The organism is Halomonas alimentaria (assembly GCF_009902005.1).
Taxonomy (GTDB): Bacteria; Pseudomonadota; Gammaproteobacteria; order Pseudomonadales; family Halomonadaceae; genus Halomonas; species Halomonas alimentaria.
The window spans coordinates 2,048,320-2,068,041 of sequence record NZ_WUTT01000001.1 but is presented as its reverse complement, the minus strand read 5'-3'; the positions used below and the strand labels follow the sequence as shown (position 1 = coordinate 2,068,041).

Here is a 19,722-nt window from a genome sequence, read left to right as displayed (position 1 = left end):
CACAGAATCAGGATCCGTCACCTTGTGGGAGCAGCATTCATGCGCGATCAAGGGCAATGTCGAAGTCGCCGATAAATCGGGCTCCTACAAACAAGCCGATGCGGTTTTAAAATTTTCCATTTCCACCCACACAGGCCAATGACATGACGTCACTCACCCATCTTCAGAAGCTGGAAGCGGAAAGCATCCAGATCATGCGCGAGGTGGTCGCCGAGACCGAGAATCCGGTGATGCTCTACTCGGTCGGCAAGGACAGCGCGGTGATGCTGCACCTGGCGCGCAAGGCGTTTGCGCCGGCGCCGCCTCCTTTCCCCCTGCTGCACGTGGATACGCGCTGGAAGTTCCGGGCCATGTACGAGTTCCGCGACAAGATGGCCGAGGAAACCGGCATGGATCTGATCGTGCATATCAACCCCGAGGGCATCGAGAAGGACATCAATCCCTTCGACCACGGCTCGGCGATCCACACCGATGTGATGAAGACCGAGGGCCTCAAGCAGGCACTGGACAAGTACGGCTTCGATGCCGCCTTCGGTGGTGCTCGCCGCGACGAAGAGAAGTCGCGTGCCAAGGAGCGGGTGTTCTCGTTCCGTACCGCCCAGCACCGCTGGGACCCCAAGAACCAGCGCCCCGAGCTGTGGCGGCTCTTCAACACCCGCAAGCACAAGGGTGAGTCGATCCGCGTCTTCCCCCTCTCCAACTGGACCGAGCTGGATATCTGGCAGTACATCTACCTGCAGAACATCCCCATCGTGCCGCTCTACTACTCTGCCGAGCGCCCCGTGGTGGAACGCGACGGCACGCTGATCATGGTCGACGACGAGCGCATGCCGCTGGAGCCTGGCGAAGTACCGATGATGCGCAAGGTGCGCTTCCGCACCCTGGGCTGCTACCCGCTGACCGGCGCCATCGAATCCGAGGCCGATACCCTGCCGGCGATCATCCAGGAAATGCTGCTCACCAAGACCTCCGAACGCCAGGGCCGCGTTATCGATAACGACAGCGCTGCCTCCATGGAAAAGAAAAAGCAGGAAGGATATTTCTAATGGCTCATTCCTCCGACATGATCGCCGGCGACATCGAGGGTTACCTGAAGTCGCACGAGCACAAGGGCCTGCTGCGTTTCATCACCTGCGGCAGCGTCGACGATGGCAAGAGCACCCTGATCGGGCGGCTGCTGTTCGAGTCCAAGCTGCTGTTCGAGGATCAGCTGGCCGCCATCGAGGCGGATTCCAAGAAGTGGGGCACCCAGGGCGGCGAGATGGATTTCGCGCTGCTGGTCGATGGCCTGGCCGCCGAGCGCGAGCAAGGCATCACCATCGATGTGGCCTATCGCTTCTTCTCCACCGACAAGCGCAAGTTCATCGTCGCCGATACGCCGGGGCATGAGCAGTACACGCGCAACATGGTCACCGGGGCCTCCACCGCCGATGCCGCCATCCTGATGGTGGATGCGCGTCAGGGGATCCTGCCGCAGACCCGCCGCCACAGCTTCCTGATGTCGCTGATCGGCATGCGCCATATCGTGGTGGCGATCAACAAGATGGACCTGGTGGAGTACTCGAAGGATCGCTTTGACGAGATCGTCGAGGAGTACCGCGAGTTTGCGAAACAGCTGGGCCTCGAGGACATCACCTTCATCCCGATGTCGGCGCTCAAGGGCGACAATGTCATCGAGCATGGCCACCATATGCCGTGGTACCACGGCCCCACGCTGATGGCCTACCTGGAGACCGTGGAAGTGGACGAGGAGCGCCTGCAGCGTCAGCCGTTCCGCATGCCGGTGCAGTGGGTCAACCGCCCCAACCTGGACTTCCGCGGCTTCACCGGGATGATCGCCAGCGGCAGCATCAAGCCGGGCGATGCCATCCGCGTGCAGCCCTCCGGCCAGTCCAGCACCATCAAGCAGATCTACACCTTCGACGGTGATCTGGACGAGGCGATCGCCGGCCAGTCGGTGACCCTGCTGCTCGAGGACGAGATCGATATCTCGCGAGGCGATGTGATCTCCGGGGTGGATCAGCCCGCCGAGATCGCCGACCAGTTCGAGACCAGCCTGGTATGGATGCACGACGAGCCGCTGCTGCCGGGTCGGCCGTATCTCATGAAGCTGGGCACCCAGACGATGTCGGCCACGGTCACCGACATCAAGTACCAGGTAAACGTCAACACCCTGGAGCACACCGCGGCCAAGCAGCTCGACCTTAACGGCATCGGCGTGTGCACCCTGAGCCTGAACAAGGCGGTGGCCTTCGATCCCTACAAGGAGAATGCCGACACCGGTGGCTTCATCCTGATCGACCGGATGACCAACAACACCGTCGGCGCCGGCATGCTGCACTTTGCCCTGCGGCGCAGCCAGAATATCCATATGCAGCATGTGGATATCGACAAGCAGGCACGCGCCCTTTCCAAGGCGCAACAGCCGGCGGTGCTGTGGTTCACCGGGCTCTCCGGCGCCGGCAAGTCGACCATCGCCAACCTGGTGGAGAAGAAACTGCACGCCGCCGGCCAGCACACCTACCTGCTGGATGGCGACAACGTGCGTCACGGCCTCAACCGCGACCTGGGCTTCACCGACGCCGACCGCGTGGAGAACATCCGTCGCGTGGGCGAGGTGGCCAAGCTGATGGTCGATTCCGGTCTGATCGTGCTGACCGCCTTTATCTCGCCGTTCCGCAGCGAACGCCAGATGGCTCGCGACCTGGTGGAGGAAGGTGAATTCATCGAGATCTTCATTGATACCCCGCTGAATGTCGCCGAGGACCGTGATCCCAAGGGGCTCTACAAGAAGGCCCGCCGCGGCGAACTGAAGAACTTCACCGGCATCGACTCTGACTATGAGGCGCCGGAGAACCCCGAGATCCACATCAAGACCACCGAGATGAGCAGCGACGAAGCCGCCGATGCCATCGTCGAGATGCTGCGTAAGCGCCAGCTGATCTCCTGAGCAGCGCTTGCGGGTCAGACACCGGCGGGGTTTTGCCGGGGTCTGACCCAAGAGCGCGGGTCTCCGCCACTGGACAAGGAATTCCCATGGATTTCTCTACCCTGCTGAACGACGTGCACAGCATCGCCCTCAAGGCCGGCGATGCCATCATGGCGGTCTACGCCCGTGACTTCTCCATCGAGGAGAAGGAGGACAAGAGCCCGCTGACCGAGGCGGACCAGGCGGCACATGAGGTCATCGTCGCCGGCCTGAACGCCTTGCCTGAGGGCATTCCGGTGCTCTCCGAGGAGGATGCCGAGGGTTTCGAGGGCGCCGATGCCAATGGCCGCTACTGGCTGGTGGATCCGCTGGATGGCACCAAGGAGTTCATCAAGCGCAACGGCGAGTTTACTGTCAATATCGCCCTGATCGAGAACGGCAAGCCTGTGCTCGGCGTGGTGGTGGCCCCAGCGCTGGAAGTTTCATATCTCGCCGCCCAGGGCGTGGGGGCCTTCAAGGTCGATGCTAAGGGGGAGCGCACGCCGATCCGTGTGGCCGGCAAGCCCGCCGAAGGCACCACCTGGCGCGTGGTCGGCAGCCGTTCACACCCGAGTCCCGATCTGGCCGAATGGCTGGAGAAGCTCGGCAGCCACGACATGGTGCCCATGGGTAGCTCGCTGAAGCTATGCCTGATCGCCGAGGGCAAAGCCGACGTCTACCCGCGCCTTGGCCCGACCTGCCTCTGGGACACCGGCGCCGCCCAGGCGGTGGTGGAGCAGGCCGGCGGCCGCGTGGAGACCCTGGAGGGCGAGGCGCTTTCCTACGCCACTGCCGCCGAGAAGCTCAATCCCTACTTCGTGGTGTGGGGCGAGAGGTAGGCGCCGGAACCACCAACCCCGATTATGGCCGCATATTCCAAAAAGAGATCAAAAAATAGATATTGATTTCTTTTTTATCTGTCAAATGCCCTCTACTCTAGGGGAAACCGAGTAGACGGAGTGACCCAATGGGATCTGCGGCCTTACAGCAAGAGATCGATATCGACCATGCCAGCGCGCTGCTCGAATCTCAGTCGGCGCAAGCACGTATCGAGTGGGCGTTGGAGAACCTGCCTGGCACCTTCGTGCTCAGCTCCAGCTTCGGCATCCAGTCAGCCGTGCTGCTGCACCTGGCGACCCGCATCGTGCCGGACCTGCCGGTGTTGCTGGTGGATACAGGCTATCTGTTTCCCGAGACCTACCGTTTTGTCGACGAGCTGACCGAGCGGCTGAATCTCAACCTCAAGGTGGCCAGGCCAGTGCTGTCGCCGGGGCATCTGGAGATGCGCCACGGCAAGCTCTGGGAGCAGGGTCAGGAAGGCCTGACACGCTATAACCGGCTGATGAAGGTCGAGCCGATGGAACGGATGCTGAATGAGCTACGGGTGGGCACCTGGTTCGCCGGGCTGCGCCGCCAGCAGTCCAGCACCCGGGAGCAGCGCCCCGTCGTGGAGCAGCGTGGCGATGGCCGCTACAAGGTCTATCCGCTGATCGACTGGCACAGCCGCGACGTGCACCGTTACCTGACCGAGCATGACCTGCCCTACCACCCACTGTGGGAACAGGGCTACACCTCGGTTGGCGACTGGCACACCAGCCAGCCGCTGCAGCCCGGCATGACTGAAGAGGAGACCCGTTTCTTCGGCATGCAGCGGGAGTGTGGTTTGCATCTGTAGCAGTTAGCTGAGGGCAAGCCCTGGGGGCAGCCCCCTGGACTGTTGAAGCAAGCACCGCTCAAGGCTTTCCCGGCGACAGGCCTTCGAGGGGGCGCTGTGAACCCATCCATGGGCGCTACCGATGCCATCCCTGGCATAGGACCCCCTCTACGACCTGTCCCCGGCGCCTTTCGCTATTACAACAACTACGGGGGACAGACCCCAAGGGTACGGTACCGTGCTCGCACGGGGCACCAGCACCTTAGTCCCAAGTTCTGCCCCGCCTCAGTCGCTGCCGAACAGATCCCGCGTGTACACCTTGTCTGCCACATCGGCGAGTTCTTCAGCCATGCGGTTGCTCAGGATCACATCGGCCTCGGCCTTGAAGGACGCGAAGTCGCGCAGCACGCGGGAGCCGTAGAAGGTCTCCTCCTCCAGCGCCGGCTCATAGACGATCACCTCGATGCCCTTGGCCTTGATGCGCTTCATCACCCCCTGCATGGCGCTGGCCCGGAAGTTGTCGGAGCCGGTCTTCATGATCAGTCGGTAGATGCCCACCACGCCTGGCTTGCGCGCCAACACCTGCTCGGCGATGAAGTCCTTGCGAGTCCGGTTGGCATCCACCACCGCCTGGATCATGTTGCTCGGCACATCCTGGTAGTTGGCCAGCAGCTGCTTGGTGTCCTTGGGCAGGCAATAGCCGCCATAGCCGAAGCTGGGGTTGTTGTAGTGCTTGCCGATGCGCGGGTCCAGGCCCACGCCTTCGATGATCTGACGGGTGTCGAGGCCGTGGGTCTCGGCGTAGGTATCCAGCTCGTTGAAGTAGGCCACGCGCATGGCGAGGTAGGTGTTGGCGAAGAGCTTGGTCGCCTCGGCCTCGGTGCTGTTGGTGAAGAGCACCGGGATGTCCTGCTTCTCGGCGCCCTGCTTGAGCAGCTCGGCGAAGGTCTCGGCGCGAGCCGAGCGCTCGCCGACGATGATCCGCGACGGGTGCAGGTTGTCGTAGAGCGCCCTGCCCTCGCGGAGGAACTCCGGCGAGAAGAGCAGGTTCTGGGTACCGAAGCGCCGGCTGGCCTCCACGGTGTAGCCCACCGGCACGGTGGACTTGATCACCATCACCGCCGCCGGGTTGATGGCCATCACATCCTGGATCACCGCCTCGACGCTGGAGGTGTCGAAGGTGTTGGTCATCGGGTCGTAGTCGGTGGGCGTGGCGATGACGACGAAGTCTGCGTCGCGGTATGCGGCCTGCTTGTCCAGGGTGGCCGTGAAGTCGAGCTCGCGGTGGGCCAGGAAGTCGCTGATCTCGGCATCCTCGATGGGCGAGCGGCCCGTGTTGAGCGCCTCGACCTTCTCGGGAACGATATCCAGCGCCACGACCTGATTGTGCTGAGCGAGCAGCATGGCGTTGGAGAGGCCGACGTAGCCGGTACCGGCGATGGCGATCTTCATGGTGAGTCCTTTCGGTGTTCGTGAGGAAGTGTCAGAGCCACATTATACTGGCGCAACACCGCGTTGTGTGCCCCTGCTCACTATCCGCTGCCTCGCCGCCCTTCCGCCGCGGGACCGGCCGATGGCCATCGCCCTGCTGGAGATCGGCGAACTCTACCTGATGCCGGACGTCGCCGTCGTCGACACCACCCTGACGCTGGCCAACCCCTCATACTCGAGGTCACCGCCGAGGGCGTGGAGACCGAAGAACAGCTCCATTGGCTGAAGGCCCGCGGCTACCGCCTCTTCCAGGGATTCCTGCTCGTCAGGCCGGAGCCACTGATGATGTAAGCATTCTCCTACATGACACCGACGCTTTCGCTGATGGACGAATGGCATAATGTTTCATAACTTAACAGAGCTGATACGCTAAAGGTGCCATGGGCATCGATTCGTTTCAGGCAAGAGACAATAAACCGGAGCAGCAGAGCCCTATTTGAATCTGCGGCCTCGAATCATCAGCAATGCGCACGGCAAGGACTGGGGCCCGAGAACCCGAGCCTGCCGCCAGCAAGGGAACCTAGCCATGAAACTGTTCAAGCCCACCTTGATCGCCGCCGCCGTGGCGGTGGCAGGTACCGCCCACGCCCAGCAGGCCGTGACGTCGTTGGACATGGCGGTCGTCATCGACGAATCCGGCTCCATGGCCGGCGAGCACAACCAGTTCATCGGCACCTATGTCGATAATCTGGACCAGTTTCTCAACAATGAAGGGGTCACCCTGAACCAGTACGGGTTGGTTGGCTTCGGCGGAAGCACCTTCCAGTCCACTACCAGCAATGAAGCAGGCCGCGAAGAGGGTAGCGCGCTCTATCGCCACTTCTGGCTGGAGCGAAACCCGGATGACGTGTGGGGTAGTGCTCAGGATTTCGACAACACAACGCCGGAGCTTAACACCAGCGGAGGCACAGAGGATGGCTATCGTGCCATCGATTACACCTTCCGCAACTACACCTTCCGTTCATCTGTCGGCAAGGCGATCATGCTGATCACCGATGAGGATCGCGACAACGACACCACCAACCTGCAGACCAGCCATCTGCCCCAGGGCATGACCGAGCTGGAAAAAAGCTATATCGAGAGCGAGCTGCAGCGGACCGGAACCACGGTTCACGCGGTGGTCGACCAACGCTTCCTGGACGCCGACGGCAATGCTGCCATCGCCATCGTGGGGGATGACCCGACCAGCGGTACCGCCTATGTGCAACAGGCCGACGGCACCATCGTCAAGAAGACAGGCTTCCAGTTCGGCACCGCCAGCAGCAACACCCAGGCAGACTACACCGAGGTGGCCCTGAAGACCGGTGGCATCGTGATCGATATCGACGCGCTTCGTGATGTCTACACCGACACCACCGCTCTGAACGCTCTCTCCGGCAGCCTCGCCCAGCTGGTGGCCAACATCACCGCCAGTGGTGGAGGCACCGTGATCGGCATCAACTGCGCAGCAGCCACCGGTGCGGCCGCTCAGGTGTGCGCGGCCATCTCCTCCAGCCAGAATCCCAACGTGCAGAACCTTGGCCAGCAGGTCAGCGTGGCCCAGCAACAGAAACTGACCCAGTACCAGGTCAGCCAGATGCTGCAGAGCGCGCTGAACAACGGCCAGATGGTGATGCGCACCCTGCGCAAGCGCATGGCCACTCTGCGCCAGGCCGGCACCAACGTCGCCAACGTGGATGTGATGGACTACTACGACGGCAACGTGGCGCTGACCAACCGTCAGATCGAGGCATCCCAGCAGCTTCGCGGCGGCGCTGCCTCGGGCGATCGCGACGGGTTCGGCTACTTCCTCCGAGGTCACTACACCAACGGTGACTTCGAAGGCAACGACAGCACCAGCGGTTACGACAGTGACACCTATACCTTGGTGGGCGGTGTCGACAAGTACTTCGACGACAAGACCCAGGGGGGCGTGGCACTTCACTACGCCAACAGCGACGCCGACTATGACCTTGGGTCAGGCGGTACCGACAGCGACAGCTACGGTCTCAACCTCTACGGTAGCCATGAGCTGGTCCCCAACCTCTACCTCGAGGCAAGCCTGGGTTATAGCCGCATGGACATCGACGCCGATCGTGATACCGGGGCAGGACGGGTGAGCGGCAGCACCGATGCCGATATCACCTTCGCTTCGCTGGGCATGCTCCGGGATATCCCGGTCACGCCCAAGTTCGCCGTGCAGCCCTTCGTGTACCTCAACTACCAGAACGTGGACATGGATGGCTTCACCGAGTCCGGTGGCGCCGCTGCTCTCCGGGTCGAGGATTCTCGACTCGAGTCCATCAACTGGGAGATGGGCCTGGGGGCCGCCTACCAGGTAGGTGACAACACCACCGCCACCGCCGCCGTGGCCTGGGAGCATGAATTCAAGGACGACTCCACCGCGGTCACCTCGGCATTCGCCGCCTCGCCCAATGATGTCTTCACCGTGGATGTACCGCGCCCCGATGACAATTACGGGCGCGTCAGTGTGGGCTTGATGCAGGAGATCGGCGGTAACCGTAGTCTCTCGCTCAACGCCGACACCATCTTCGGCCACAGCGACTACGATGAGTACGGCGTGATGCTGCAGTTCCGCCAGCAGTTCTGAGGCAAGATCTTCAGTGGTACTGTTTGGGGCGTGTCGCGAGGCGACGCGCCCCTTTTTTGTTTCTTCTCACGCAGGGCGAACACGCTCTCATGACCGTCATCATCAGCTGGACCATCCGAGTGATGCGACTGTGCATAGTTACCGGCCTCTGCAGCCTGTTGGTGGGATGTGTGGCATCGAGCGGTGGGGTGGCCTCACGCCTGCCTGAGGGGCATGCTGCTGGCATCATTTCCCTGAGCGGCGCAGGATTCCAGCTGGCCGCCGCCGAGCGACTGGGTAACGGACACAGCGTCACGGTATTCATCGAAGGCGATGGCCGCCCCTGGATCAGCGGTGGCCGGCGTGTTTCTGACGACCCCACCCCCCGTCATACGCCGATGTTGCGGCGGTTTCTCGCTGTGTCGCCACCGGCCCTTTATCTGGGCAGGCCTTGCTATTTCGGCATGGGGCCCGAGGTTGCATGTCATCCAGCGCTGTGGACCTTCTCCCGGTACTCGGAGCGAGTCGTGGAAGCCATGACAAGCGGTCTTCGCAACTGGCTCAATCGGCAGCCTGGCGTAAATCAAGTGACGCTGATCGGCCATTCGGGCGGTGGAGTCTTGGCCCTGCTGATGGCAGAGGTCGTACCGGAAGTGAATCGCGTCATCACCTATGCGGCGCCGATCGATATCGATCGATGGAGCAGGCTCCACGGCTTTACCCCGCTCTTCGATTCCTTGAACCCTTCCGGTAGGGAGGCATGGCGTCACGAAGTGCGACGCACGCTGATCTTTGGCGAAGATGATCGCGAGGTTCCTCCGGCAGTATTCGTGGAGTATGCCAGGAGAATTCCCGGCGCCGAAATCATCGTCGTGCCGGGAGCGAATCATTCCTTTGGGGGGGTCAGAACAGCACTCGATTGAGAAATAGGCAGCACCGCCCGGGCGCCTGACGGCGCCCGGTCCTCCTACAACGCGGTATCCATCGCCCTGGGCTGGGCGCGGTCGAGCAGGCTGTGCCAGCGGGTGAGGATGGGGGCATCGCTGTAGCTGACCTCGGCGAGGAGTTGGCGGAACTCCTGACGGACACCGGCGTCGGCGGGGTCGATCAGAGTGAGCCAGGCCTCAAGGGCACCGATCTGCTGGTGGAGGTTGCCGTCTTCGCGGGCGTGGTTCAGAGCCAGTTCGATCAGGGCGACAAGCTCCTCGCGGGGATGACCCAGGCGGTGGCGCACGCGCACCAGCTGCACGGCGAGTTCCGGCACGAACAGCGTGGTGCGCTCGCGGGCGAGGACCAGCGCCTGGTCGAGGTAGTCCTCGGCGCGGGAGACCTCTCCCAGGGCGATGCAGGCGTCGACCAGCCACAACGAGGGCCGACTGTAGGGATCGCGGCCGGTGAGCTCAGTGAGCTCCTCCTGAGTAGCTTCGATCTGGGCCAGGCCGTCGCGGTCGCCGGCGATGGCGCGCTGCCAGCCGAGCACGCCGCGGGCGGCCATCTGCCACAGGTGCAGGTCGGGGGTGCCGGTCAGCTCATGGGCGCGCTCGGCACGGGCGGCGGCCAGGTGCACGTGGCCCAGCTGGCGATAGAGGGCAGCGGCGTACATCAGCGCCATGGCCAGGCTGCCGGGGTGGCCGATGCGCTCGGCGAGGCGAATGGCCGACTCCACCTGGAACTCGGCACGGCGATAGTCGCCCCGCAGGCACAGCGCCCAGCCCTGGAAGCAGGCCGCGGCCACCTGCGGGTGGTCAGAGAACGGCAGCCACTCGATCATCATCTCGCACTCGAGCGGGTTGATCTCGTCGAGGTGGTCGTAGGCGAGCGGGATGCGTCCGGCCCAGTATTCGCAGCTGGCCTGGGCGTACTCGGCCAGGCGTGAATAACGTGGGTCGTCGAGCTGGCGGGCCAGGTCGGCCAGTGCGGTCGCCAGGCGGAAGGCGTCTGCGTGGGCGTGGCGCTGGCTGCAGCCTACCCACAGCCCCCACTTCACCAGGAAGGCCTGCTCCAGATCGACGCTCTCGCCCTCCTCGGCCAGCGCCCTGACCAGCTCGCGGGCCCGCACGAAGCTCTCGTGGGCGGTGCGCGAGCCGTGCCCTTCCAGGGCGAAGGCGGCCTGGCCGCGCACGGTGAGCAGGCTGATCTCGCGTTCGGTCTGGCCGGCCACCTGGCGCAGGCTGACCAGCCCCAGGTCGGCCATCTTCAGCGCGGTGCGATTGGCGCTGACCTTGAGCGCCTCGCGGGCGGCCAGCTCGTAATAGCGTGCGGCCCGGGCGAAGTGGCCGCTGCGTCGCAGGTGGGTGGCGAAGTCCCCCGGGTGGCGGCCGATCCACATCGGGAAGCGCTCCTCGATCAGCTCGACCACCTGGCGGTGGATGGCACTGCGCACGTCCCGCGGGCAGGAGAGGTAGGCCGCTTCCTGCAGCAGCTGGTGGGTGAACTGGAACTCGCGGCCGGCGTCATCGCCCTCCACCGGTTCGATGATCTCGAGCCGGCGCATCTGCTCCAGGGCCTGGGTCAGCCGGGCCCCATCGAGCTCGCTGCACTCGGCGAGGAAGTCGTAGCGGAAGCGGCGCCCCAGCACCGCGGCCACATGCGCCACCTCGCGGTCGCCATCGAGCTGGTCGATGCGGCTGGCGAGCAGGCCAAGCAGGCCGTGGGGCAGCTCGTCGAGCTGCACGCTGCGCCCCTCGCGGCGGTCCATGTCGACGCGGCGCACGATCTCCTGCAGGTAGAGCGGCACGCCATCGCAGCGCTCGATGATCTGGCCGCGCAGCCGCGGGCTGATATGGATGCGGTAGCGCCGCGCCAGTTGGGAGAGCAACCGCGACGACTGCATGGCGTCGAGCTTGCCGAGGGTGATCTGCTGGTCCCAGTGCAGCTTGGCAGGCAAACCCTCGCGGCCGTGGTGGCTGGCCACCAGCATGAAGCCGCAGTTGATCGGCAGGCGCGCCTGGAGGCCAGCCAGCACCTTGACGCTGGGTTCGTCGAGCCACTGCAGGTCGTCGATCATCAGCACCAGGGTGCGCTCGGCGGCGATCTGGCCGATCAGGCGCTGCAGCAGGCCAACGACCAGCTCCACCGCCTCGCCGCTCTGGGTGAGCTCTGCCACGGCGTGGGCCTCGCGGGCGCCCAGGGCCTCCTGCAGCAGGCGGCAGCGCGACTCGTCGAGCTCGGGGGCATCGAGCGCCTCGCACAGTGCCTGCAGGCTATCCACATCACACTCATGGCCGAGGTGCCAGCGCAACAGCTTGCGTGCCACGCCGTAGGGCTCCTGCACCGAGAGCCGGGTGGTGGGCTGCCAGCAGATGGCGGCCTCGCGGCTCTGCTCGAGCTGACGGAAGCCCACCATCAATGCCGACTTGCCCATCCCCGAGGGGCCACGCACCAGCACGCTCTGGCGCAGGCCGATGCCGGCCCGGGCCAGGGCGTCGCGCAGGCTGCGCAGCTGGGTCTCACGGCCCACCAGGCTCGGCGGCAGGGCCTCGCGGCCGCCCTCGCTGGCCCCCAGGACCAGCGCGCGCAGGCGTACGCGACCGTCGCTGGCCACCAGCCGCGAGCTGAGCCGCGGCTGCAGGTCCAGCGCCGGCGGCATATGCTGGCTGGCGTCCTGGGAGATCACCAGCTCGCTGCCTTCGGCGGCGCCCATCAGGTCCAGGGAGCCCTGAGTCACCTGGCCCATGGGATCGACCAGGCGGCGCTCGGGCAGGTAGATCACCCGGCCACTGTTGAGGCCGGCGGCGAGCTCTACACGCGGCGGCTCGCCCTCCCCCGTCCAATGACGTGCGGACTCCTCCGGCAGCATGCGCCGGCAATGTTCGTAGAGGGCCACCAGTTCGGCCAGCTGGTGCGCCGGGCCATGAGTGCCGAAGCAGGCGAGCCCCAGCCCGCCGGTGGCGCCAGGCAGCCAGAAGCCACCCAGGTGGTGGCACTGCTCCTCCAGCCAGCGCATCAGCTCGAACTGCAGCATCAGGCAGGCCCGGCTGGCGGGGCGGGTCGAGAGGTCGGCCTTGAGTCGCAGGCGAATGGCCATCACCGAGAGCTGGCGCTGCTCGATCTCGTCCTCGCGCAGCGGCGAGCTGTCCGCCGCCATGGTGCGCGAGAAGCCCACACTGCCGGCGCCGGCGGCATCGGCCTGGGCGTCGGACCAGTAGCGCGCCAGCTGCAGGAAGCCGGGCTCGGGCTGCTGACCGGAGAGCGCCAGCAGCTGCAGGTAGGCGTTGTACTGCTCATGGGCGGCGGCCAGCTGGCCCTGTTCGGCCAGCTGGCGGACCAGCCGCTCGTGGAAGGGGCCGTAGCCGGAGAAGCGGTTGACCAGGGTCTCGAGGAGCGAGTCGGGCACGCTCTCGAAGCGCTCGAGCACCGCCTCGGAGAAGCGGATGACCCGCTGACGCCAGTCGTTGCGCACCTGCACCATCCAGCGCTGGAACTCGGGACAGTTGGCGATCTGCAGCTCCTCCACCAGATCGCCCTGATAGTGCTCGAGCAGGGTGGCCAGGGTCGGCAGGTCACGCTCACCGTCGAGCAGCTGCTGGATATCATGCAGGTCGAGGGTCCAGCGCTCGGGCAGCTGGAAGGCGATGGTCTGGCGCGAGACCACCAGCACCTCATCGGCGTGCTCGCCCAGCGACTGACGCAGGCAATGCAAGGCGTGACGCAGGTTGGTGCGCCCCGACGAGAGGCCCTGGTCGGGCCACAGCAGCTCGGCCAGGGTGGCGCGGCTGACCGGCTGATGGTGCAGCAGCAGGTAGACCAGCAGCGCCTTGACCTTGTCGTAGCTGAACTGGGTAAGGGTGTCCTCGCCGAGAGAGAGCGAGAAGTGGCCGAAGAGTGTCAGCCGAGCCGAGGTGAGGGTCTCGGCGACGTCGGAGGCATCCCGCATCGTGGTATTCCTGCGTCCTGAGCGGCGGGCCGGGATCAGGCCGGCACACCGCTGTGAAAACGAAAGGCCGTGTCCGGCTCTTGTATTAACGCCGCCTCGCGCTCGACAAAGAAGGCGATTCGGGACTCGACCGGTGAGTCGCTCAGGTGCTGAGCCAGCATCAGGTAGTCCTCATAGTGGCGTCCCTCCGACTTAACCAGAGTGCGATAGAACTTGGCAAGTTCGGCATCGAGGTGCGGAATCAGCCGCGCGAAGCGTTCGCAGCTGCGGGCCTCGATCAGCGCGCCGATGATCAGGATATCGGTGAGCCGCTCGGGGTCGGCGGGCCGCACGTGGCGACGCAGCCCCTCGGCGTAGCGCGAGGCGCTCAGGTGCCGGTAGGCGATGCCGCGGGCCTCCATCAGCTTGACCACCTGCTCGAAGTGCAGCAGCTCCTCGCGCGCCAGCTGGCTCATCTTGGTGAGCAGCAGCGGCTGGTCGACATAGCGGTAGAGCAGGCTCATGGCGGTGGAGGCCGCCTTCTTCTCGCACTGGGCGTGGTCGATCAACAGCAGCTCGGGATTCTCCAGCGCCCACGCCACCCACGCATCGGGCGTGCGACAGCCCAGAAATTCCAGCAGCTCGGCAGAAAGCAGCGCCTCGGCATCGGCCACGGCGGCGCTGGTGTCGGCCACGACAACAGGCTCGGTCAGGGTCTCGGACATGATCGGTTCGCGTCTCACCGGGTGAAGATAACGTTAAAACGTCATGGTAGCGCGAACAGAGTCCGGATAGGAGGGGATTCGACCTTGGTGGGAACCGGCCTGCCATATCCCTTTGACATATCCCATCCTACGACTAGGATTGAATGGCACACCTTCCACAACCTCAAGGAGCCGCACCTTGGAACAGGCAGCCGTGTTCAAGACCAATCGCAGCCAGGCGGTTCGGCTACCCAAGGCCGTCGCCCTGCCTGAGGACGTTAAACGCGTGGAGATCATCGCCATCGGCCGCACACGGATCATCACCCCGGCCGGGGAATCCTGGGACAGCTGGTTCGACGGCCCGCCGGTCTCGGCCGACTTCATGGCCGACCGGGACCAACCCCCCGAGCAGGAACGCGAGGCCTTCTGAATGCTCAAGTACCTGCTCGATACCAATATCTGCATCTACACCATCAAGAACCGTCCACCCGAGGTGCGCGAAGCCTTCAAGCGGCATCACCATCAACTCTGCATCAGCACCATCACCCTGATGGAGCTGATCTATGGAGCAGAGAAGTCGGCAGCGCCAGAGAGAAATCTCGAAGTCATCGAGGGCTTCGCTGCGCGCCTCGACGTGCTCGCCTATGACAACGAGGCGGCTGCACACAGCGGTCAGCTAAGGGCCGAACTCGCCCGAGGCGGCACTCCCATCGGTCCCTATGACCAGATGATTGCCGGCCATGCCAGATCCCGCGGCCTGATCCTGGTCACCAACAACCGGCAGGAGTTCGAACGAGTACCGGGGTTAAGGGTGGAGGATTGGGTGAACTCCAGATAACCCCTGCAGCTGATGTGGGAGCCCGATTGCTGTGGGAGCCCGATTTATCGGCGATAGCTGTGCCTCCCAAGGTAAGCCAGCTCTCGGCTTTTGTGGGAGCCCGATTTATCGGCGATGGCGGTACCCCCCATGGCCGCATCCTTCAAGAGTCTGAACTCAACCAGACGGCATCCCAGTAAGGGTATTGCAGGATATCGTCGACTATTCCCACGCGAAGTGGGTTGGCCACGATATAGCGAGCGGCCTTGATCACGTTATCCTCCTTACGAATACAGTGATCATGGAAACCACGCTGCCAGAGCCCCGCACCCACCCTATGGCTCACAATGGCCTTATAGCGGCGAACAGCCTCAGAAAGGTTGCCGTGCAACTCCAGCAGCCAGTGGACGTGGTCAGGCATGACAACAAAAGCAAGGGTACCTGCCTCAACTGTAATCGACTGAGAATTAAAGGCACGGCAGGCAGCCTGGGCGTATTCAGGAACATCAAACCAGCGAGCTCGGTTCAATGTAACCGCTGTTACAAGATAGTAATGACCCTCCAGCGAACGGCGTCCTCGCCGAAGGGCATGGGAACGGGGGGACATGCGACTGAGGCTCTTCGGACTCTGTGATATCAAGATAGACAGGAGATGTTGAGGCCACCAATCGCCGATAAATCGGGCTCCCACAATATCGGGCTCCCACAGGGCTATAGGCCCGGGCCTTCCCGGAGGAGGTGCCCCTGCAGCTGATGTGGGAGCCCCGATTCCGGGCGATGGAGGCTGCAGGCCTCCCTTGGGAGGCACCGCGATGAAGGCGAGTCACTTGTGGGAGCCCGGATTCCGGGCGATGGCGCCGACAGGTGCCTGGCTGTGTTGTGGTGGCCTCTTCCATCGCCGATAAATCGAGCTCCCACAATATCGGGCTCCCGGTGGCCTCTTCCATCGCCGATAAATCGGGCTCCCACAAGTCCAGCTCCCACAAACCCAGCTCCCACAACAACCGGGCTCACGCAGAGTCGGGCTTCCAATAAAGGCCGAGCCCCACAGGTAACGCTTATCTTCTACTCCCCTGCCCTGTAGAGCTTCTGGATGCTGGAGAAGTCGATGGCGCCGTTGCCCTGGGCGCTGTGCAGGGCGAAGAGATTGCGGGCCTGGGAGCCCATGGGCACGGTGGATTTCGAGCCGAGGGCGAGTTCCCAGGCGAGGCCGAGGTCCTTGGCCATCAGGTCGGTGAGGAAGCCACCCTGGTAGTCGCGGCTGGCGGCGGAGCCTTCCATCACGCCGGGCCAGGGGTTGTAGACGTTGAGCGCCCAGTTGCCGCCGCTACTCTGCTTCATGATCTCGGAAAGCACGGCGGGGTCCATGCCGTTCTTGACGCCCAGCGCCAAGGCTTCGGCGGTGCCGCTCATCAGGATGCCAAGCAGCATGTTGTTGCAGATCTTGGCGACCTGCCCGGCACCGCTGTCGCCGGCGTGGAAGATGTTCTTGCCCATGGCCTCGAGCACCGGCTTGGCCTGCTCGAAACCGGCCGCCTCGCCACCGACGATAAAGGTCAGGGTGCCGGCCTTGGCCCCGCCCACGCCGCCGGAGACCGGAGCGTCGAGCCAGGTCAGGCCCTTCTTCTTGGCCGCGGCGGCTACCGTGCGGGCATCCTCCGGGGAGATGGTGGAGGCGTCGATAATCAGTGGCTTGGCCTCCAATGCATCAAGCAGGCCGGGGGCACCGTCGCGGCCCAGATAGAGCCCCTTGACGTGGACGCCGGCGGGCAGCATCGAGATGACCACCTCAGCCCCTTTGGCCGCGCCCTCGGCGGTGGCGGCGCGGTTGGCGCCTTCGTTCTCCAGCGCCTGCATGGCGCTCTCGACCAGGTCAAACACGGTGACATCGTGCCCGGCGTTGACCAGGTTGCTGGCCATGGGTGCGCCCATGTTGCCGAGGCCGATAAAGGCGATTTTCATGGTTGGCTCCTTGTGATTATTACAGCCGATAGTTGGCTCAATTATCGAGCGATGAAGTGCTCGAGCTTTCTTTGACTAGCATTGTGGGAGCACAGATTCTGCGGCAACACTGTAATCGCCGATAAATCGGGCTCCCACAACAACCGGGCTCCCACAACAACCGGGCTCAACGCCATCAGAAAGTCATCTCGACCTACCCCACTCGGTGGCCCCAGCCAAGATCACGTAGCGGGTGCTCTTCGCTGGACCAGGGGGACTGGAACATGGCGTCGATGAAGGTCTGCGGGACGCTGGCGACGTCGCTGTAGGTCCACTGGGGATTCTTGTCCTTGTCGATCAGCAACGCGCGCACGCCTTCGGTGAAGTCGCCAAGCCGGCCGCACTGCACCGAGAGAACCAGCTCGTCGCGGAAGGCGTCGGCGAGACTGGTATGGGCGTGGCGCTGGAGCATGCGCCACACCAGATGGGCGCTGATCGGACAGCCGGCGGCGAGGCGCGCGCGGTTGGCGGCGAGCCACTTGTCGTCGCTGTCGTCGGCCAGGATCCGCGCCACGGCGGTCTCGACATCGACGTTGCCGACCAGCGCCTGAAGGGTATCTTGATGCGGCTGCACCTGACCCGCCGGGGCCTGGTCGCGGGCCTCGAAGCGGTCGAGCACCCTCTGAACAGCGGCGCGGCGAGCCTGGGCGCTGCGATCGCCGAAGTCGGCCTCACCCAGGGCCTCGAGCACTGCCGCACGCCGTTCGCGGGGCACGAAGCGGTCGGCCAGGCCCACATCCAGGGCGTCACGGGCGTTAAGCTGCGCGCCGGTGAGGCCCAGGTAGGCACCCACCCCGGGCGGCATGCGATTGAGGAACCAGCTGGCCCCGATGTCCGGGTAGAGCCCGATGGTGATCTCGGGCATGGCGATCAGTGTGGTCTCGGTGACGATGCGGTGAGAGGCACCGGCGGTCAGCCCGAGACCACCGCCCATCACGATACCGTCGGCCCACACCATCACCGGCTTGGGGTAGGTGTGGATGCGGTAGTCGAGGCGATACTCCACGGTGAAGTAGGTGGCGGGAAGTTCACTGTCGCGACCCGAGCCGCGGTTCTCGCCCTCCTCGGTCAGGGCACGGTAGAGGGCAACCACATCACCACCGGCGCAGAAGGCCTTCTCGCCGCTGCCCTCGAGCCATACGGCGACGATATTACGGTCCACCGCCCAGGCGTCGAGCTTGGCCTCGAGCTGACGCGCCATCTCCAGCGACAGCGAGTTGAGTGAACGCGGGGCGTTGAGGGTGGCGACGCCGATGCGTCCACCGCAGGCGGTGGGCAGCTCGTCGAAGATCACGGGAAGATCCGACATCTTGGTCTCCTGGTTTATCAAGTGAGCTGCAGCGATTCGATCACACCGTCGGCGAGCAGGCGCCGGGCGACGATCAGGCGCATGATCTCGTTGGTTCCCTCGAGGATCTGATGCACGCGGGTGTCGCGCACCAGCCGCTCCAGGGGGTACTCGCGGATATAACCATAGCCGCCATGCAGCTGCAGGGCCTCGTTGCAAACGCTGAAGCCCATGTCGGTAGCGAAGCGCTTGGCCATGGCGCAGTGGGCGGGGGCCTCGGGGTCGTTGTTGTCCAGGCGCCAGGCGGCCTGGCGCACCATCAGCCGGGCAGCGGTGAGCTCGGTGGCCATGTCGGCGAGATTGAACTGCAGTGCCTGGAATTGGTTGAGCTCGCGACCGAACTGCTTGCGCTCGGCGAGGTAGTCGCGAGAGAGCGTCAGCGCCTGCTGGGCGGCACCCAGCGAGCAGCTGGCGATATTGAGGCGGCCGCCGTCGAGGCCTTTCATGGCGAACCTGAAGCCCTCGCCCTCCTCGCCCAGGCGGTTGGTCACCGGTACACGCACGCCATCGAAGCTGACCAGACGAGTGGGTTGGCTCTTCCAGCCCATCTTCTCCTCGTTCTTGCCGTACTCGATACCCTGGGCATCGGCAGGCACCACGATGGCGGAAACACCGCCGGCGCCGCTATCCGGCGCACCGGTGCGCGCCATCACCACCAGCACCTCGGTGGCCCCAGCACCGGAGATGAACATCTTGCTACCGGAGATGACATACTCGTCGCCCTCGCGAACCGCCTTGGTGCGCAGGCTGGCGGCGTCGGAGCCGGCACCGGGCTCGGTGAGACAGTAGGAGCCGAGCGCCTCACCGGCTACCATGGCGGGCACCCAGGCCTCGCGCAGGGCGTCGTCGCCCCAGTTGGCGATCATCCAGGCCACCATGTTGTGGATGGTGAGATAGGCGGTGGTGGCGACGCAGCCCTGAGCGAGCTGTTCAAAGATCAGCGAGGCGTCGAGGCGCGAGAGTCCCAGCCCGCCGTGCTCCTCCGGGGTGTAGATGCCCAGGAAGCCGGCCTCCCCGGCGCGGCGGATTACATCGACGGGAAAGTGGGAATTGGCGTCCCACTCGGCGGCGTGATCGCTGAGCTCGGCCCGGGCGAAGTCAGCGGCGGCCTGGGCCAGCGCCTTCTGATCGTCGGTCAAGGAGAAGTCCATGGAAGGTTCCTCGTCGTCTCTTATTTTAAAAGTTCGCGGTGCTGTGTAATGGCACCAACCTAGCACTTGCTTGGTTTATCCCATATCACCCCATGGTCGAACAAGCACTTTACGTTAACGTAAACCTCGGCTAGTGTTGCCAGCAGGCGGGCGAGCAACGCTCC

Annotated in this window: 16 protein-coding genes; 9 read left to right on the top strand and 7 right to left on the bottom strand. The window is 64.3% G+C overall.

Annotation, left to right across the window (positions count from 1 at the left end; genetic code table 11):
- Positions 1–143 precede the first annotated feature (143 nt).
- From cysD to GRB96_RS09730, 4 genes are all read left to right on the top strand, one after another.
- A complete protein-coding gene (gene cysD, locus GRB96_RS09745; protein WP_161431960.1) occupies positions 144–1,046 on the top strand; it encodes a sulfate adenylyltransferase subunit CysD in 903 nt (300 codons plus the stop codon).
- On the top strand, positions 1,046–2,950 hold the full coding sequence (gene cysN / locus GRB96_RS09740; RefSeq protein WP_161431959.1) for a sulfate adenylyltransferase subunit CysN: 1,905 nt from the start codon (positions 1,046–1,048) through the stop codon (positions 2,948–2,950). The genes cysD and cysN overlap by 1 nt, the downstream gene beginning before the upstream one ends.
- Before the next feature lie 86 nt (positions 2,951–3,036).
- On the top strand, positions 3,037–3,807 hold the full coding sequence (cysQ, locus tag GRB96_RS09735; RefSeq protein WP_161431958.1) for a 3'(2'),5'-bisphosphate nucleotidase CysQ: 771 nt from the start codon (positions 3,037–3,039) through the stop codon (positions 3,805–3,807).
- A gap of 128 nt (positions 3,808–3,935) precedes the next feature.
- Positions 3,936–4,643 (top strand): phosphoadenylyl-sulfate reductase, encoded by a 708-nt coding sequence (locus tag GRB96_RS09730; protein WP_161431957.1) that lies wholly within the window; start codon positions 3,936–3,938, stop codon positions 4,641–4,643.
- Between the two features lie 264 nt (positions 4,644–4,907).
- On the opposite strand, the gene GRB96_RS09725 is transcribed toward GRB96_RS09730, so the two are convergent.
- The gene (locus GRB96_RS09725; protein ID WP_161431956.1) at positions 4,908–6,074 is read right to left on the bottom strand and encodes a nucleotide sugar dehydrogenase; all 1,167 of its coding nucleotides are present in this window, start codon (positions 6,072–6,074) and stop codon (positions 4,908–4,910) included.
- Between the two features lie 121 nt (positions 6,075–6,195).
- Here GRB96_RS09725 and GRB96_RS15680 point away from each other — a divergent pair, with 121 nt between their 5' ends.
- From GRB96_RS15680 to GRB96_RS09710, 3 genes are all read left to right on the top strand, one after another.
- Positions 6,196–6,339 (top strand): hypothetical protein, encoded by a 144-nt coding sequence (locus tag GRB96_RS15680; protein WP_240894149.1) that lies wholly within the window; start codon positions 6,196–6,198, stop codon positions 6,337–6,339.
- A gap of 300 nt (positions 6,340–6,639) precedes the next feature.
- The gene (locus tag GRB96_RS09715) at positions 6,640–8,703 is read left to right on the top strand and encodes an autotransporter outer membrane beta-barrel domain-containing protein (RefSeq protein WP_161431954.1); all 2,064 of its coding nucleotides are present in this window, start codon (positions 6,640–6,642) and stop codon (positions 8,701–8,703) included.
- A gap of 89 nt (positions 8,704–8,792) precedes the next feature.
- Positions 8,793–9,605, top strand: coding sequence for an alpha/beta fold hydrolase (locus tag GRB96_RS09710; protein ID WP_161431953.1), 813 nt, complete (start codon positions 8,793–8,795; stop codon positions 9,603–9,605).
- Between the two features lie 44 nt (positions 9,606–9,649).
- On the opposite strand, the gene GRB96_RS09705 is transcribed toward GRB96_RS09710, so the two are convergent.
- Positions 9,650–13,558, bottom strand: coding sequence for an ATP-binding protein (locus GRB96_RS09705; protein ID WP_161431952.1), 3,909 nt, complete (start codon positions 13,556–13,558; stop codon positions 9,650–9,652).
- A gap of 35 nt (positions 13,559–13,593) precedes the next feature.
- Positions 13,594–14,262, bottom strand: a complete 669-nt coding sequence (locus tag GRB96_RS09700; RefSeq protein WP_161431951.1) for a MiaE family protein — start codon at positions 14,260–14,262, stop codon at positions 13,594–13,596.
- 178 nt (positions 14,263–14,440) lie between these two features.
- Between GRB96_RS09700 and vapB the strand changes: the two genes are divergently transcribed.
- Complete coding sequence (vapB, locus tag GRB96_RS09695; protein ID WP_023004963.1) at positions 14,441–14,671, top strand: type II toxin-antitoxin system VapB family antitoxin; 231 nt, start codon at positions 14,441–14,443, stop codon at positions 14,669–14,671.
- On the top strand, positions 14,672–15,079 hold the full coding sequence (gene vapC / locus GRB96_RS09690) for a type II toxin-antitoxin system tRNA(fMet)-specific endonuclease VapC (RefSeq protein ID WP_023004962.1): 408 nt from the start codon (positions 14,672–14,674) through the stop codon (positions 15,077–15,079). It begins immediately after the preceding gene.
- A 142-nt stretch (positions 15,080–15,221) separates the two neighbouring features.
- Here the strand turns inward: vapC and GRB96_RS09685 are convergent, their stop codons facing one another.
- The 4 genes from GRB96_RS09685 to GRB96_RS09670 form a co-directional block, all read right to left on the bottom strand.
- The gene (locus tag GRB96_RS09685) at positions 15,222–15,665 is read right to left on the bottom strand and encodes an REP-associated tyrosine transposase (RefSeq protein ID WP_161431950.1); all 444 of its coding nucleotides are present in this window, start codon (positions 15,663–15,665) and stop codon (positions 15,222–15,224) included.
- 458 nt (positions 15,666–16,123) lie between these two features.
- Positions 16,124–17,020, bottom strand: a complete 897-nt coding sequence (mmsB, locus tag GRB96_RS09680; protein ID WP_161431949.1) for a 3-hydroxyisobutyrate dehydrogenase — start codon at positions 17,018–17,020, stop codon at positions 16,124–16,126.
- A gap of 193 nt (positions 17,021–17,213) precedes the next feature.
- Entirely contained in the window at positions 17,214–18,368 is a 1,155-nt protein-coding gene (locus GRB96_RS09675) for an enoyl-CoA hydratase/isomerase family protein (protein WP_161431948.1), read from the bottom strand.
- A 17-nt stretch (positions 18,369–18,385) separates the two neighbouring features.
- Positions 18,386–19,558: an acyl-CoA dehydrogenase family protein gene (locus GRB96_RS09670; protein ID WP_161431947.1), complete on the bottom strand. Its 1,173-nt coding sequence runs from the start codon at positions 19,556–19,558 to the stop codon at positions 18,386–18,388.
- Between the last annotated feature and the right edge of the window lie 164 nt (positions 19,559–19,722).